The sequence below is a fragment of the Paenibacillus sp. PDC88 genome (assembly GCF_900106725.1).
Lineage (GTDB): Bacteria > Bacillota > Bacilli > Paenibacillales > Paenibacillaceae > Paenibacillus > Paenibacillus shunpengii.
In genome coordinates this window covers 136,176-152,790 of the sequence record NZ_FNNT01000006.1, presented here as the reverse complement: position 1 = coordinate 152,790, position 16,615 = coordinate 136,176, and the positions used below count along the sequence as shown (strand labels likewise).

Genomic DNA, 16,615 nt, shown 5'->3' with positions numbered 1-16,615 from the left:
AAAATCTATTGACACGATACGATTTGTATCGTAAATTGGATACATCAAGGTTACAAATTGTATCATTTTATCGCACATTTCTAGCCTTGACCCCGATTCATTCATTCATACCTGGGATCGCAATTATGTAAGGGATGGAAATCTATGAAACAGGTCAGTAGTCAGGGCATTAACGCAAGTATGTATATTCACAAGTATGAAGAGCAAGTCATTAACAGCAGGAGCCGTCCCATTATTATTCTTGGGTTGAATCAGAAGTCCATTCACTTCTTAAGCGACCTCATCATTCCTCCTGTACCTGAGCTTCTCGTTGGGTTAGAGCTGGAAGGTCAGAAGAACAATGTCATTCATCTCGACTGTACATTGCAGTGGAAGCAGGAGTTAGGAAGTTTCACACTATATTATGCAAAGTTACATATTCATGAAGAACACAGACTATATATATATGGTCAGTTGAATCAGATGATTTATCAGCTGCAGTATCCGGTACATTCCTATTTCCAGAAGCAGCTGGAAGCTTGGACAATAGTCGAAGACATACCATATCCGTATTCACGGATTAATACTCAGGCTTAGCCTGTGCTAACGCCATTTTACTATATTTATCATGTTCCTGCATTAGTTCTTTGACCCCAATATAAATGTGTGAAACATATTTTGATGAGGGGGGACATAGTATTGAGGGTGCACGCTTATGATTGAAATTCATTGTCACATCTTGCCTGGTCTGGATGATGGACCAACATCCATGGTGCGTTCACTGGCTATGGCACAAGCTGCTGTTGCAGCAGGAATCACTAAGATTATTGCTACCCCGCATCACTTGAATGTGAGTCACGATAATCCGAGTCATCAAGTGGAAGAAGCCGTACAGTTGTTTAACTTGGAACTCAGGGAACATAACATCCCGTTGCAAGTTCGCTCGGGTCAGGAGATTCGAATTCACCCCAGACTTATCGATCTGTTGAATAATGAGGAGCTTCTTACCTTGGCTTCAAGTAAATATATGCTGCTGGAGCTGCCGAGCCGAGAGGTGCCTTCGTTCTTTCCCAATCTGCTTCACGAACTGAAGGTCCGCAATATCATACCAATCATTGCACATCCAGAGCGTAACGCTGTCTTGCTGCGAGATCCTGAATTACTCGGGCAATATATGAGTCAAGGTGCATTATGTCAGATCACCGCTCAATCGTTCTTAGGGCTTTTCGGTCGAAAAGTTCAGAAATGGTGTTTTCATTTTTGCAAACAAAATGGGTTTCATTTCATTTCATCAGACGCACATGATGTACAGCGTCGCAATTTTGCTCTAGCAGCCGCTTATGATCGCATCGAAGCAAGGTTTGGAACCGAAATGGTAGAGCAGCTGCAAACCAACGCACGAAGAGTATGGGATGACAGATTAGTAGAGCTTGCAGAGCCAGTGAGTACGCGGCGCAGGTTGCTGCTATGGTGAGACTTTTGCGCGCTACAAGAATGAAGGAGGAATGGATTTTGGAACTCAAGGAGTACATGAATATTATTCGAAAAAGGATTTGGCTTATTGCCATTATTGTGATCGTTGCTTGTATTGGTGCAGGAGTTAAGACCTATATGACGACCCCGCAATATCCAGCCGAGGCCAAGATCATCGTGAACCAGACCTATGACAGGCAAGGAACGGCGATGCTTGACTATACGCTGATCCAAACGAATGTCATGCTGATCAATTCTTATACGGAGATTATTAAATCCTCAGCCATTTTAGATAAAGTACTCGAGGCTTACCCAGATCTCGGTTTTACTACAGAGCAATTAGCTTCCATGATTACCGTATCTGCTGCGAACGAATCACAAATTATGAATTTGGCCGTGACAGCGACTTCCTATGAGAAGGCTGCCAAGACCGTAAACGCCGTCGCCAGAATATTCGAGCGTGAGATTCCTTCCATCATGCAGGTGGATAATGTCACGATCCTGAACCAAGCACCGCTGGAGGCAAATGTCCCTCCTGTGAATATTAATTTGATGATGAGCATATTAATCAGTTTTGTTGTTGGTTTGATGCTGTCCGTTGGTCTCGTATTCCTGCTTGAATATTTGGATGATACCTTCAAGACGGAAGCGGAGCTGGAGAGAGAGCTGGGATTGCCAGTTGTCGCCGTCATCGCAAGAATCAAGAAGGACGATGTCAAGTCATCACATCATACATCTATTTCACAAGGGCAGGTAGGTGAGGCGAACTATGCCACGATCAACCAGTAATCAGCATAATCTAGTAACTGCAGTCAATCCGAAGGCACCGATATCGGAAGCCTATAGAACACTGCGGACGAATATCCAGTTCTCAGCAATTGATGATCAGATCAAGGTACTTATGGTGGCTTCCGCTCAATCGGGAGAAGGGAAGACGACAACCGTTAGTAACCTGGCCGTGACCTATGCACAGGAAGGCAAGAAGGTTCTGCTGATTGATACGGATCTAAGAAAACCCTCCTTGCATCAAGTGTTCACAGTCTCGAACCATGCCGGACTATCCAGTGCAATTGCCGCACAGTATCCGGTTCAAGAAGTGCTGCAGAAGACCGCTGTTCATAATCTGGACGTCCTGCCATCAGGACCGATTCCTCCCAATCCTTCCGAGATGCTGGGGTCGAAGAAGATGACAGCTTTACTTGAGGAACTAAAAGGAATATATGACATTATATTGTTCGATACACCGCCAGTGCTTGCTGTTACGGACGCAATGATTATCAGCTCCTTGTGTGATGGTGTTGTGCTCGTCGTCAATTCAGGCAAAGTGAAGAAAGATCTCGTGAAGAAGGCGAAGGGCCACTTGGAACATGTGAATGCCCGAATCCTAGGTGTTGTGCTTAACAACATTCAGCTTAACAAGAATCAATCCAATTACTACTATTATTACGGCGAACGCTGATGAAGTAAGTGAATTATGTCAGTAACAGGTAATGCCTGCTGTACCTCTATCACTGCAGGCACTCGGTCACACTGTGGGTCAGTGTACCTTAGACGTTCATCGTCGAGGGTGTGATGTGAGGTGGGGTTTAATGCCCTGTTATGAAATTGAAAGTAAGAATTGTATCGCTTACATTCATATTTTTACGTAAACGGTACAACTCGTGCTTTTAAGTCATTCAATATAAATAGAGAAGGATAAGGTGATGATGTATGAAAAAAGTGAGAAAAGCCATCATACCAGCTGCAGGGCTAGGTACTAGATTCTTACCTGCGACAAAGGCGATGCCGAAGGAAATGCTGCCGATTGTTGATAAACCGACCATCCAATACATCATCGAAGAGGCGATTGCATCCGGAATTGAAGATATTATTATTGTCACGGGCAAAGGGAAGAGAGCAATTGAGGATCATTTCGATAATGCCTTCGAGCTAGAGCATACCTTACAGTCTAAGGGCAAGTTCGATCTGCTCGAAGAAGTTCGGAAATCATCCAATGTGGATATTCATTACATAAGACAGAAGGAGCCAAAAGGGCTGGGTCACGCCGTCTGGTGTGCGCGTAATTTTATTGGTGATGAGCCATTTGCTGTACTCCTAGGTGATGATATTGTTGAAGCCGAAGTGCCATGTACCCGGCAGCTGATTGAACAGTATGAAATGGTAGGCAGATCCATTGTGGGTGTGCAGACCGTAGCTGAAGAGCATACAGACCGTTACGGGATTGTAGACCCACTCAGCTCGGAAGGACGTTTGTGTGCAGTCAACCGGTTTGTTGAGAAACCGAAGCTTGGCGAAGCCCCTTCTAATCTCGCGATTATGGGAAGATATATTCTGACGCCTGAAATATTTGAACTGTTGGATGATCAAGAGGCAGGTACTCATGGAGAGATTCAGCTGACGGATGCGATCCAGCGGCTGAATGAAGCAGAGGGAGTATACGCATATGATTTCGAAGGGACTCGTTATGATGTGGGCGAGAAGCTAGGCTTTATCCTGACGACAATTGACTTTGCCTTAAAAAATGAAGAGCTCCGTATTCCGATTCTAAACGCACTAGGGGACATACTTGAAAAGGAATCGGTTGCGAGACTGGCAATCGGTGGAGGTGAATTCGAGTGAGCTCGAATCCGCGGACGAATGATGCAGAGATTGCACTAGAGTCTGGAGTCTATGAAGCAACGCTCGAACGAACAGAAGCAAATCAAGTCTACCTTATTATGAAGAGATTAACGGATATGGTCGCCTCGCTGCTAGGATTAATTATACTATCTCCGCTGTTTCTGCTGCTCGCCCTATTGATTAAGCTGGAGGATCCGAAAGGTCCGGTATTCTTCAAGCAGCAACGTGTAGGCAAGAATGAGAGAGTCTTCTATATGTATAAATTCCGATCCATGGTTCACAATGCGGAGGAGCTGCTAGAGCAGCTCTTATCTCAGAATGAAGTCAGTGGGGCCATGTTCAAGATGAAGAATGATCCGCGAGTCACCAAGATCGGACGGTTAATTCGCAAAACAAGTCTGGATGAGCTTCCTCAGCTATGGAATGTCGTTCGTGGTGACATGAGCCTGGTCGGTCCAAGACCACCGCTGCCAAGAGAAGTCGAAGAATATTCCTTATACGACAAGCAACGACTGCATGTAACACCGGGTTGTACAGGTCTGTGGCAGGTTAGCGGCCGTAACAGTGTTGGCTTCGCAGAAATGGTTGAGATGGATCTGGAGTACATTCGCAAGCGGAAGTATTGGTATGATATCGGAATTATTATGAAGACGGTAAGGTTGTTGTTTGGAGCAAAGGATGCATTTTAGCTAGAAAAGGGAGAATATTATGAGAGTTTTGCATTATTCACTCGGATTACCCCCATATAGAACTGGAGGATTAACAAAGTATGCTACAGACTTAATGCTTAAACAGAAAGAAGAGCATAATGTTTCTTTGTTATATCCAGCTGAATATAGCATTTTAGGTAAAAAAACTAGAATAAAACAAGAGTCAACATATCAAGGTATTAAAGTATTTAAAATGGTAAATCCGTTACCAGTTGCACTTTTAGGCGGTGTAGGTTCACCTGAAAAATTTATGATGCATAGCAAGGATAATAATTTTAATTTGTTTCTATCAAATGAACGACCTGATGTTATTCATTTTCATACTCTAATGGGCCTTCCTCCTGATTTTATTGAAGAGGCCAAAAGGAAGGGCATAAAAACAATATTTACAACTCATGATTATTATGGAATATGTCCTCGAGTAAATCTACTTAACCACAAAAACGAAATATGTTCAGACTTTAATGAAGGTTTTTCATGTGTGAAATGTAATTTTGGCAGAAGCTACAGCATCAAACAAATTGTAATTATGCAATCTTCGGCTTATAGAAGATTTAAGGAAAATAAATTAATGAAATTGATTCGGAAAAGAAAAAAAGAAAGTACAGCTAAAAAAAATAGTGAGGTTTCTTCTGGATTAAGTACTAATTCAAATTACAGTTCTAATTATAGTCAACTCAATGATTCGTCAGAAAAGAAAAGACAAGGTGTTTTATACGCAGAATTAAGATCTTTTTATAAGAATATGTTACACAAAATTGATACCATCCACTTTAATAGTGTAGTTTCAAAAGAAGTTTATTCACAACATTCCATCTCAACTGGAGAAGTAATAAATATTACTCATGGAGATATACGGGATCAAAGAAGAATAATTCCTTTGGATAGGGCTAAAGTGAACCTCGCTTTTTTGGGACCGATGGAAAACTATAAGGGGTTCGGACTTTTGGTTAGTACACTACAATCATTAGCGCAAAGAGGCGTTGTGAATTGGCATTTACATTCTCACGGAGATAATAAGCAATTTCAAGAAATTTACGATTCGAATTTTTTTAGCTTTCACGGTAAATATGAACATAGTGAATTGAAAAGCATATTTAGTAACATCAATCTGTTAATTGTACCAAGTCTATGGAAAGAAACCTATGGTTTTATAGGACTAGAAGCACTATCATTTGGAATTCCAGTACTTGTGACAAATAATGTCGGTTTTAAAGATCAATTAATTAATGGACAGAATGGATTTATTGTTGAAGTATCTGAGTTGGAAAAGGTACTTCAGTCTATTTTAGAAAATCCTATAGTTTTAACTGAAATGAATGAGCGGATTGTAAACAGCAGTTTTGAAGAGAGGTTATTTCATCATCATGCAGTAAATATAAATAGACTTTATCAAACTCAACTCACAGAAAGGTAAGGAGTAAGATGAAGAAAAAAATAGGATATTGCGGTACAAGAGGATTACCAGCTAACTACGGTGGTTTTGAGACTGCAGTTGAGAAAATTACTGAGAATTTGAATAGTCAAGATATTGAAAATATAATTTTTTGTAGATCCAATGAGCCATTCAAGCAAAGCGTAACATATGGAAATAGTAAATTACTATATATTAAAGGAAGTAAATCTCGAATTCTAGACACATTTATTACTTCGTTCAGAACTGGTAAATATATTTTGTCGCATAGAAATGAATTCGATTTTGTTTTTTGGTTTAACAATGCAAATTTACCAGGGATATTAATGACCCGATTATCAGGAATCCCTATGGCCGTAAATACAGACGGATTGGAATGGCGAAGAGCTAAGTGGTCGTTACCTTTTAAATTATATTATTTTTTATCCTCATTTTTAATAAGTATAATGTGCAAAAATCTAATTTCAGATTCTGAAGCTATACAGAATTATTATAAAAGTGTATTTAAGAAAAATACTATATTTATTCCTTATGGCGCACCAAAACAGCTGGAAGTTTCTACTTCAGTATCCAGAGAAGTTCTCAAAAAATATGATTTGATAACAGATAAATATTTCATTCAAATAACAAGGTTTGAACCAGATAACTTACCATTAGAAATAATCAAGGGTTTTCAAAAATCCGAACTATATAAGAAAGGCTATAAATTTGTCCTTGTTGGTTACAAAGGAGGGACAGATTATTCAGAAAAAATAATGAATTACCATAATAATGCAGGGGTTATTATATTGCCTGCTAATTATGATCAAGAAGAATTGGCTGTATTAAGAAGTGAAGCATTTGCATATGTTCATGGAAATTCAGTAGGAGGAACAAATCCTGCCCTGCTCGAAGCGATGGCTTATTGTAAAAGAATAATTGCTATTGATGGTCCATTTAGCTCTGAGGTATTAGGAAGTGCAGGTATGCTGTTCAATCGAGATAGAATTGATGAGGCATTTTTGAATTCACTCAATACTCCAAACCAATTATCGATTACAAGGATGAGACTTAATGAAAGATATTCTTGGAGTGCGGTGTCAGAAGCATATTTCAATGTTGCAAATTCAACTTTTACCCAATACCTCGATTATTTAGGTCAGGAAAGTAATGTCCAATCAAGTGCTATAATCAAAACAAGGGAGATAGCTATAAATGATTGACGTCATTATACCTGTATATAGTGGATTCCACGAAACAGAGGAATGTTTAGTCTCTGTATTAGAAAAAATCAACAAAATTCCCTTCAGAGTAATAATTATCAACGACTTTACTCCTGATCAGCGAATAAATGATTTATTAAACAGTATTTGTGATAATCGAGTAACCATTATTAATAATGCTAAGAATTTAGGATTCGTTAAATCTGTTAATTTGGGTATGAAGCAATCACTTCAAAATGATGTAATCATTCTGAATGCTGATACTATTGTGACAAACTACTGGATAGATAAATTACATAATGCAGCTTACATGCAGGACAAAATTGGAACCGTTACTTCCCTAACTAATAACGGTACAATTAGTTCCGTTCCTAATTTTAATGAGGACAATAGATTACCAGATGGTTACACTGTTGAAGGGTTCTCTCAATTAATTGAAAGGATATCTATAAAGAAGTACCCTATAATTCCCACAGGGGTGGGGCATGCAATGTTCATAAAAAGAAAAGTATTAGAAGAAGTTGGATTATTTGATGAAGAAACTTTTGGGAAAGGATATGGAGAAGAAGTGGATTTTTCTTATAGAGCTGCTAAAAAAGGATATTTAAATATCCTTGCAGACGATACTTTTATTTTTCATTATGGAAGCACATCATTTAAAGAAGAAAAACGGCTACTGATTGAGAACAATAGGAAAATAATAATTAAGCGACATTTCGTCAGTCAAATAAAAACTAAATTATTTGTACTTTTTAATAGAGAAGTACGAATGATTTGTGAAAATATAACAAATGAAATTAAACGAGAAAGTACAATGTAATCAATATGGGGTATGGAGATGGAGTTATGATAAAAGTATTGTACGTTGCACATGAAAATACTAAAGGAGGAGCAACATATTCCTTGATAAACTTATTAGATAGTTTACCTAAGGACATCGAAGCATTTGTACTGATACCAAAAACTCTTAGTTTCAAGGATCGATTTAGCAAGGAAAAAAAACCTCTAATGGCAGCGGGAACTTTAGACTCCGAACTAAAAAAAAGAGATATCAATTTTAGAAGTGCTTACTATTTTTATGACAACGTTAATTTCCCTATTAATATACTAAAGAAATTAGTGTTTAAACTCTTAAGAAAAAAAGAATTAAAAAGGATTGCGAACTTTATAACACATGAAAATATTGAAATAATTCATACAAACTCGAGTGTGGTTAGCTTTGGAAGTGACTTAGCTGAAATGACTAATAAGCCACATTTTTGGCATATTAGAGAAAATGCGGAATCTATGTTTGGATTCACAAGAGAGGATTTAATTGAATATTCAAACAATATTATAACAAAAAGTGATAAGATAATCTTCATTTCAGGAAATCTGAAAGAAGATTTTTTTAATTTAAATTCAAAATTTAAGTTATTTAGCGAAAAAATAGAAGTTATTTATAATGGAATACCTCTATATGAAGTTAACTTAACTAAATCAAAAGATAAAATTTTCAATATATTTTGCTTTGGTACTGTATATGAAATCAAAGGACAAGAAGATTTAATTGAATTAGCAAAAATGATGAGAGATGAAAAAATATTCAATTTTAAGATCTCAATAGTCGGAGAGCGTAAAGAACAGTATTATGAAATGTTAATGAAAAAAATTGAAGAATACCAGATTGTTGACTTTATTGAATTTGTAGACTATACGTCTGACGTGAATTCATTAAGGAATAAAGCGGATTTAGAAGTTGTTTGTTCTAGGGACGAGGCATTCGGCAGAGTTGCAGTAGAATCACTTAGGTTTGGAAATCCAATTATTGTTACAAATGTTGGAGGACTAGATGAGATAGTTGAGGATAGGATAAATGGACTGAAATATAAGCCTGGTGATATTAAACAATTATACAATTGTGTAAGTATGATTTTGAATAACGAAATAGATGTGCAGTTACTTGTAGATCGGGGAAGAAGTAGAGCGGAAGAATTCAATATAACTAACTGCGCAAATAATATCGCGCAGCTATACAGAGGAGCCAATGCGCATGAAAGTGGATATTCTTTTACCGATTTATAATTCAGTATCAGAAGTGCGTAATTGTATAGAGAGTATATTAAACAATACATCAGCAACACATTACGATCTTTATTTACTGGATGATTGCAGTACCGACCCAGAAGTGATGGAGATCAGTGAGTATTATACAAATGAATACAAAAATATATTTAGTTACAGACATAAAGTTAACTTGGGTTTCCCTGGGAATGTTAACTTTGGACTTAATCTTACTCAAAATGATGTTGTAATTTTAAACAGTGATACTATTGTTACTAAAAATTGGTTAACTAAACTTATTGATGCATCTAATTTGAATGAAAAGATAGCTGCAGTAAATCCTTTAACGAATTATGGTGTAATTTCATCTATTCCTACTATTTATGAAAAAGTTAATAATGAATTCACAATTGATGAAATAACGAATGCTATAGATAGTTTACAGGAAACAAACTATCCAGAGGTACCTATGCTTGTTGGGTTCTGTATGTATATGAAACGGAAAGCTATAAATGAAGTTGGTATTTTTGATGCGAAAACATTTAACAGAGGATATGGTGAAGAAACTGATTGGTGCCTGAGAGCGAAAAATTTAGGGTATAAATTAATTATATGTGATGATTGTTATGTAAAACATATCGGTGCTTCTTCATTTGGAGATGAAAAAACCAAATTAATAGAACGGTCAACTAAGATCATTAATAAAAAATACCCATATTATCATACTGAAATTATGCAATTTCAATATAATCACCCATTAAAATATATGAGAATAAATTTATCCAGAAAGCTTAGGGTTCCAATAAAAGATCGTTTAAGGTACGAACTTAGATTAAAAAAAATGCGTATTAGACATATCTTAAAGCCATTACATCACATGAGTCGGGAAACACGAAATGAATAAATTAATTAGTAATTATCTATTCACGTTATCTTATCAAATTCTAATAATGATTACTCCACTTATTACAATTCCGTATGTATCAAGAGTATTACAACCTGAAGGTGTAGGTATTGATGCATATGTCACATCAGTTGTACAATTGTTTATTCTTTTTTCTGTCCTAAGTATACCGTTATATGGGAGTAAACAAATAGCGATACAATCTGATAACCATGCTCTATCAAAAGAATTTTTTTCTATTTTCATTATTCAGGCTACTGTTTCTATATTCGTCATGATTTGTTATATTGTTTTCTTATTCGCATCAGGTAATCATAAAGCACTATATTTAGCAAACGTACTTTCCATCCTTGCTTCAACTCTAGATATTTCATGGTACTTTATAGGAAAAGAGCAAATTAAAAAAACTACATTAAGAAACTTGGCTGTGAAAATATTAGGAATTGGATTGATTTTTGCTTTTGTAAGAGATGATGAAGATCTGCTGTTATTTGTATTTTTAAATGCAATAACTCTTTTTGTAGGTCAATTGATAATGTGGGTTCCCTTACTTAAAGAATTGAAGTTTTTAAAGGTTGGAAAGGGTGACATTACAAAGCATGTCAAACCAATCCTCATATTATTTATACCTCAATTAATGATCCAAATATACGTTATAGTTAACAGAATCATTCTAGGAAATGTCTCAGGAGAGACGGAAGTTGGATTTTATGCTCAATCTAATAAAATTATACGATTAGTACAAGGGATTGTAACTTCAATTGGGATTATATTCTTGCCGAGAATGGCTACAGAATTTTTAAATCAAAATATTGGGACTATTAAAAAGTATATTTCCATCTCTCTACAATTTGTCTTAATAACAACAATACCAATGACTTTCGGATTAATTGCAATAACTCCGAATTTTGTAAACTGGTTTTTTGGAGCCGACTATATAGAAGTCAATCAAGTATTAATGATTATGAGTCCAGTTATTATATTTGTAGGGTTAGCAAATGTATTCGGAATTCAAACGTTAATTGCTACTGATCAACAAAATAAATACTCGATCTCTATAGCTTTTGGAGCAATATGCAGTTTGATAGTTAATTTCTTATTAGTAAAACCTCTTGCAGCTACAGGAACTACAATTGCTTTATTAGTAGCTGAAGGAGTTGGTGCAGTAATGTCAATGTATTTTGCAAGAAAATATTTTAATCTTAAATCTCTTTCAATTTCCTTTTTGAAATATCTGTCTGCAAGTCTTGTCATGTTTTTTGCTATCTACTATATTTCACCATTATTTAACGTTAGTTCTATTACCATGACTATTGTACAGATTTTAATTGGTACAGTTGTCTACCTTACTGGACTGGTATTATTTAAAGATAGTTATTTATTTATGATTCTAGATAAATTAAGAAAATCAATTAAAAGATCAAAGGTATTACAGTCTTGAAATATAGACTTAATAAATAAAATATAGGAGTGATATGCATGAAAGGAATAATCTTAGCTGGCGGAACAGGATCAAGATTGTACCCACTTACAAAGGTAACAAACAAGCACTTGCTTCCTGTTGGTAAGTATCCAATGATTTATCATTCAATCTACAAATTAAAAGAAGCTGACATTAACGACATCCTCATTGTCACTGGACGTGACCATATGGGCGATGTCGTTAATTTATTAGGCAGTGGGTTTGAGTTTGGTGTTACGTTCTCTTATAAGGTGCAGGATCAAGCTGGTGGAATAGCTCAAGCACTTGGATTGGCTAAGAATTTTGCTAAAGATGAGTCTATGGTTGTTATTCTTGGAGATAATGTTTTTTCAGACTCCTTAACAGAGTATGTAAACAACTTCAAGAAGCAGGGAACAGGTGCGAAGGTGCTATTGCAACAAGTACAAGACCCTGAACGTTATGGAGTTGCTGAACTCGATGGCAATACAATAACGTCAATTGAGGAAAAACCTAAATCTCCGAAAAGTCCTTATGCAGTAACTGGAGTGTACATGTATGATGCAGATGTCTTTGATATAATCAGCACATTAAAGCCTTCTGGTCGTGGAGAATTAGAAATAACAGATGTAAATAATGCATATATTGAGAAAGGCATGTTGACCTACGATATACTCTCAGGTTGGTGGACTGACGCTGGTACACATGATTCTCTAGCATATGCGAACGAGTTGATGAATAAAGAGGAACTTGATTTAACATTCGGTAGAGCTGTTGCATCCAAATAAGTTATTAAAAAAATTTCGGGAGTGAAATAATTGAATATCATACAGACAAAAATACCTGATGTTCTAATCATTGAAACCCCGGTGTTTGGTGACAACCGGGGTTTTTTTATGGAGTCCTATAACAAGCAAGTTTTTAGTAAAGCAGGGATTGAGCATGATTTTATTCAAGATAATCATTCTTATTCTGCAGAAGCTGGAACCTTAAGAGGCCTTCATTACCAATTAAGTCCCGCAGCTCAGACCAAACTAGTGAGGGTTTTGGCAGGAGCTATTTATGATGTTGCAGTAGATATTCGTAAAAATTCAGCTACCTACGGAGAATGGGTGGCAGTAATATTAAGTGAAAGTAATAAAAGGCAACTGCTAATTCCCAAGGGATTCGCTCATGGCTTCTGTACGATCAGCCCTCATACTCAAGTGGCTTATAAAGTAGATTCTCTTTATTCTAAAGAAAATGACAGGGGAATCTTGTGGTCTGATCATGAGTTAGGCATCGATTGGCCGTCTACTAATGTAATTCTGTCTGATAAAGATCAGCTTCATCCTACATTTAAAGAAGCAGATAATGACTTTTAAATTGAAGGGGACGAAAAATCATGAAATTGTTAGTCACAGGCGGAGCAGGATTTATTGGGAGTAATTTTATTCACTATATGTTAAAACAACATTCTGATATATATATAATCAATTTTGATAAACTTACTTACGCTGGGAATCTTGAGAATTTAACGACTGTTGAAAATCTTCCTAACTATTCTTTTGTGCAGGGAGATATTTGTGATTCTAAGTTAGTAAATCAAGTGATACAACAAGAGGCAGTTGATGTTATTGTAAACTTTGCAGCTGAGTCACATGTTGATCGAAGTATTTCTGATCCGACCATATTTGTACATACGAACGTTGTCGGCACACAAGTTCTCTTAGAGGCAGCTAGAATAAATAAAATTAATAAATATATTCAAATCTCAACTGATGAAGTTTATGGGTCTCTTGGAGAGACAGGATACTTTACAGAGAAAACTCCTATATCGCCTAATAGTCCTTATTCTGCAAGTAAAGCAGGAGCAGATTTGTTAGTGCGTTCTTATTATGAAACATATGGAATGAATGTAAATATAACTCGGTGTTCAAATAATTATGGTCCATATCACTTCCCTGAGAAATTAATACCACTCATGATTACGAATGCTCTAGAGGATAATCACCTTCCAGTTTATGGAGATGGTTTGAATGTTAGAGATTGGCTTCATGTTTCTGATCACGCAGCAGCGATTGATTTAGTAATTCAGAAAGGTAAACCAGGTGAGGTGTATAATATCGGTGGGCATAATGAAAGACAGAATATTGATATAGTGAAAATTATTCTAAGTGCATTAAATAAACCATATGATTTAATAAGGTATGTTGATGATCGCCAGGGACATGATCGGAGATATGCTATAGATCCTACAAAAATAACTAATGAATTAGGGTGGGAACCTAAATATACATTTGACCTAGGAATTGAGGACACAATTAAATGGTATCTAAACAACAAAGAATGGTGGACTAGAATTAAATCTGGTGTATATCAAGAATACTACAAATCTCAGTATGCAACTTCTCTCAAAGCATAAATTTGATTGTATTAGAAATTGGAGGGAACCAATTTGAACATTACCGTCATTGGAACCGGATATGTTGGCTTGGTATCAGGTGTATGTTTCTCGGATATCGGCAATCAAGTTATTTGTGTCGATAATAACCCTGCCAAGGTCGAAATGCTGGAACGTGGTGAAGTTCCAATATATGAACCAGGACTAAAAGAATTAATAGACAAGAACAAGGCAGCCGGAAGGCTGTCTTTTACTTTTGATACGCAAACTGCGGTTCAGGCATCGGATCTGATCATTCTTGCCGTAGGTACTCCATCATTACCGAATGGAGAAGCGAACCTGCAATTTATTGAACAGGCAGCGCGTGAAGTAGCCCTTGCGATGAACGGACGTAAGATTGTTGCAACGAAGAGTACAGTGCCAGTAGGTACGAACGAACGTATCAAGCATATCATCTCTGAGTATAGTCAGTATTCATTCTCTATTGCTTCTCTGCCAGAATTCCTTAGAGAAGGTACGGCCATCTGGGATACGATGAATCCAGACCGTATTGTTATCGGTAGTGAGGATCAAGAGACGGCAGATACGCTGATTGCACTTCATGCTCCACTCACAAATAATATCGTCAAGACTGATATCCGATCTGCGGAGATGATTAAGTATGCCTCAAATGCATTTCTTGCGACCAAGATCTCCTTCATTAATGAGATTGCAAATATCTGTGAGAAGGTAGGAGCCGATGTTACCCGAGTTGCAGAGGGAATGGGGTATGACCGTCGAATCGGAAGCTCCTTCTTGAAGGCAGGGATTGGTTATGGAGGGTCTTGCTTCCCGAAGGATACTCAGGCGCTTATTCAAATTGCGGGTAATGTGGATTATGAATTCAAGCTCTTGAAATCCGTAGTAGAAGTGAACAAGGATCAGCGGTTTAATATTATTCACAAGCTGCAGCTAGCCCTTGGTTCTCTGACAGGGAAGCGGATTGGGATCTGGGGACTCGCATTTAAACCAAATACGGATGACATTCGTGATGCGCCTGCGATTGAGATTATTCAGGAACTGGTTCGTGCAGGTGCTTCGGTATACGCATATGATCCCGTAGCTACAGAAAATTTCCGGCGTGAAGTAAATAATGACTCTATCTACTGGTGTGATGATGCTCAATCTGCTGCAAAAGACAGTGATGCCTTATGCTTGCTCACGGAATGGCAGGAGTTCGGTGAAGTGGATCTGACCGAGTTAGCCAGATCGATGTATCGGCCAATACTGATTGATGGTCGAAATGTATATGATCCTGCGAAGGTGAAGGAAGCCTCATTTATCTACTACTCTGTCGGACGTCCGAATGCGGACAATATTTCAGATTCTTATACTACAGCTATGTCCTAGGACATAGCTGTATTTATGTATTTTAAAGCAAACACCATTATGTAAGGAAAACCTATATTTTATGTTAGTAATGGCGAAAGAATATATTTAAGAAAGGATATGGTCAAAATTAAACGATGGTTCAAAGTTACACTAGGATGTATAGCTGCTGTAGTTTTGATAGGATTTGGATTTGTATGGTATACATACGATTCACTTAAATCTACAGCTAATTCTATATATGAGCCTCGTGAACCATTTAATCCGGTGTCCATAATTAGCGGTGGTCAAGAAGAAGAACCTAAAGAACTTTATGCAGAAAAAATTAAAGAGACCACTCCATTTTCGGTTTTGCTATTAGGTGTTGATGAACGTGAGAATGATATTGGTCGTTCAGATACAATGATTGTGCTTACTGTAAATCCAAAAAAGAAAACAATGTTGATGTTCAACATTCCTCGTGATACTAGAACTGAGATTGTCGGCATGGAATCAATGGATAAAATCAACCATGCATATGCCTTTGGTGGAGTGAATATGTCTATAGAAACTGTGGAACAATTTTTGGATACAACTATTGATTATTATGTGAAAATTAATATGGAAGGATTTTCCTCTTTGATTGATATATTAGGAGGTATAGAAGTGGACAATCCATTCCACTTCGAATATGAAGGTGAGATTTTTGAAAAAGGTACTATCAAACTTGATGGAGAAAGTGCTCTAAAATATTCGAGGATGCGATTTAGTGATCCTCGTGGTGATTTAGGAAGAAATGAACGCCAGCGTACAATATTGCAACAGGTTATTAAAAATGGTATGCAGATATCTACCGTGACTAATTTGGAAAAAATACTAGAGGAATTGCAGACATATGTTAAGACTGATGTTACGTTCGAAGATATGAAACACTTTATAATTAATTATTCTAGGAATCTAGAGAGATTAGAAATGGTTGAAATTAAGGGGCATGGACAAAGAATTAACGGATTATATTACTTTATTGTAGATGAAAATGAACGTGAAAGAATCACTAAAGTTATAAATAGAAATTTAGATCGTAATTAAATTTCAAAGAT

17 protein-coding genes are annotated in these 16,615 nt (G+C 36.8%); all 17 read left to right on the top strand.

Annotated elements, in window-relative coordinates:
* Positions 1-144 precede the first annotated feature (144 nt).
* The 17 genes from BLW49_RS18650 (at position 145) to BLW49_RS18570 (ending at position 16,604) form a co-directional block, all read left to right on the top strand.
* Complete coding sequence (locus BLW49_RS18650; RefSeq protein ID WP_076312035.1) at positions 145-576, top strand: hypothetical protein; 432 nt, start codon at positions 145-147, stop codon at positions 574-576.
* 118 nt (positions 577-694) lie between these two features.
* Positions 695-1,453 (top strand): tyrosine-protein phosphatase, encoded by a 759-nt coding sequence (locus BLW49_RS18645; RefSeq protein WP_090726122.1) that lies wholly within the window; start codon positions 695-697, stop codon positions 1,451-1,453.
* A gap of 38 nt (positions 1,454-1,491) precedes the next feature.
* Positions 1,492-2,241 carry a YveK family protein gene (locus BLW49_RS18640; RefSeq protein WP_090726120.1) on the top strand — a complete coding sequence of 250 codons (750 nt, stop codon included), beginning with the start codon at positions 1,492-1,494 and terminating at the stop codon, positions 2,239-2,241.
* A complete protein-coding gene (locus tag BLW49_RS18635; protein ID WP_076312033.1) occupies positions 2,222-2,911 on the top strand; it encodes a CpsD/CapB family tyrosine-protein kinase in 690 nt (229 codons plus the stop codon). Before BLW49_RS18640 ends, BLW49_RS18635 begins: the two co-directional genes overlap by 20 nt.
* A gap of 251 nt (positions 2,912-3,162) precedes the next feature.
* On the top strand, positions 3,163-4,071 hold the full coding sequence (gene galU / locus BLW49_RS18630; protein ID WP_076312032.1) for a UTP--glucose-1-phosphate uridylyltransferase GalU: 909 nt from the start codon (positions 3,163-3,165) through the stop codon (positions 4,069-4,071).
* Between the two features lie 29 nt (positions 4,072-4,100).
* A complete protein-coding gene (locus BLW49_RS18625) occupies positions 4,101-4,760 on the top strand; it encodes a sugar transferase (protein ID WP_256209840.1) in 660 nt (219 codons plus the stop codon).
* 19 nt (positions 4,761-4,779) lie between these two features.
* Positions 4,780-6,198, top strand: a complete 1,419-nt coding sequence (locus tag BLW49_RS18620; protein WP_090726118.1) for a glycosyltransferase — start codon at positions 4,780-4,782, stop codon at positions 6,196-6,198.
* A gap of 8 nt (positions 6,199-6,206) precedes the next feature.
* Entirely contained in the window at positions 6,207-7,397 is a 1,191-nt protein-coding gene (locus BLW49_RS18615) for a DUF1972 domain-containing protein (protein WP_090726116.1), read from the top strand.
* Entirely contained in the window at positions 7,390-8,217 is an 828-nt protein-coding gene (locus BLW49_RS18610; protein ID WP_090726114.1) for a glycosyltransferase family 2 protein, read from the top strand. Before BLW49_RS18615 ends, BLW49_RS18610 begins: the two co-directional genes overlap by 8 nt.
* Positions 8,218-8,243: 26 nt before the next feature.
* Positions 8,244-9,461, top strand: coding sequence for a glycosyltransferase family 4 protein (locus BLW49_RS18605; RefSeq protein ID WP_177178788.1), 1,218 nt, complete (start codon positions 8,244-8,246; stop codon positions 9,459-9,461).
* On the top strand, positions 9,430-10,344 hold the full coding sequence (locus tag BLW49_RS18600) for a glycosyltransferase family 2 protein (protein ID WP_177178787.1): 915 nt from the start codon (positions 9,430-9,432) through the stop codon (positions 10,342-10,344). The genes BLW49_RS18605 and BLW49_RS18600 overlap by 32 nt, the downstream gene beginning before the upstream one ends.
* Positions 10,337-11,785 (top strand): oligosaccharide flippase family protein, encoded by a 1,449-nt coding sequence (locus BLW49_RS18595; RefSeq protein WP_090726108.1) that lies wholly within the window; start codon positions 10,337-10,339, stop codon positions 11,783-11,785. The genes BLW49_RS18600 and BLW49_RS18595 overlap by 8 nt, the downstream gene beginning before the upstream one ends.
* 38 nt (positions 11,786-11,823) lie before the next feature.
* The gene (locus tag BLW49_RS18590; protein ID WP_090726106.1) at positions 11,824-12,573 is read left to right on the top strand and encodes a sugar phosphate nucleotidyltransferase; all 750 of its coding nucleotides are present in this window, start codon (positions 11,824-11,826) and stop codon (positions 12,571-12,573) included.
* Between the two features lie 30 nt (positions 12,574-12,603).
* A complete protein-coding gene (gene rfbC, locus BLW49_RS18585) occupies positions 12,604-13,149 on the top strand; it encodes a dTDP-4-dehydrorhamnose 3,5-epimerase (protein WP_090726104.1) in 546 nt (181 codons plus the stop codon).
* A 20-nt stretch (positions 13,150-13,169) separates the two neighbouring features.
* A complete protein-coding gene (rfbB, locus tag BLW49_RS18580) occupies positions 13,170-14,189 on the top strand; it encodes a dTDP-glucose 4,6-dehydratase (protein ID WP_090726102.1) in 1,020 nt (339 codons plus the stop codon).
* A gap of 33 nt (positions 14,190-14,222) precedes the next feature.
* Complete coding sequence (locus BLW49_RS18575) at positions 14,223-15,557, top strand: UDP-glucose dehydrogenase family protein (RefSeq protein WP_090726100.1); 1,335 nt, start codon at positions 14,223-14,225, stop codon at positions 15,555-15,557.
* A 99-nt stretch (positions 15,558-15,656) separates the two neighbouring features.
* Positions 15,657-16,604, top strand: a complete 948-nt coding sequence (locus tag BLW49_RS18570; protein ID WP_371264581.1) for an LCP family glycopolymer transferase — start codon at positions 15,657-15,659, stop codon at positions 16,602-16,604.
* The last annotated feature ends 11 nt before the right edge of the window (positions 16,605-16,615 follow it).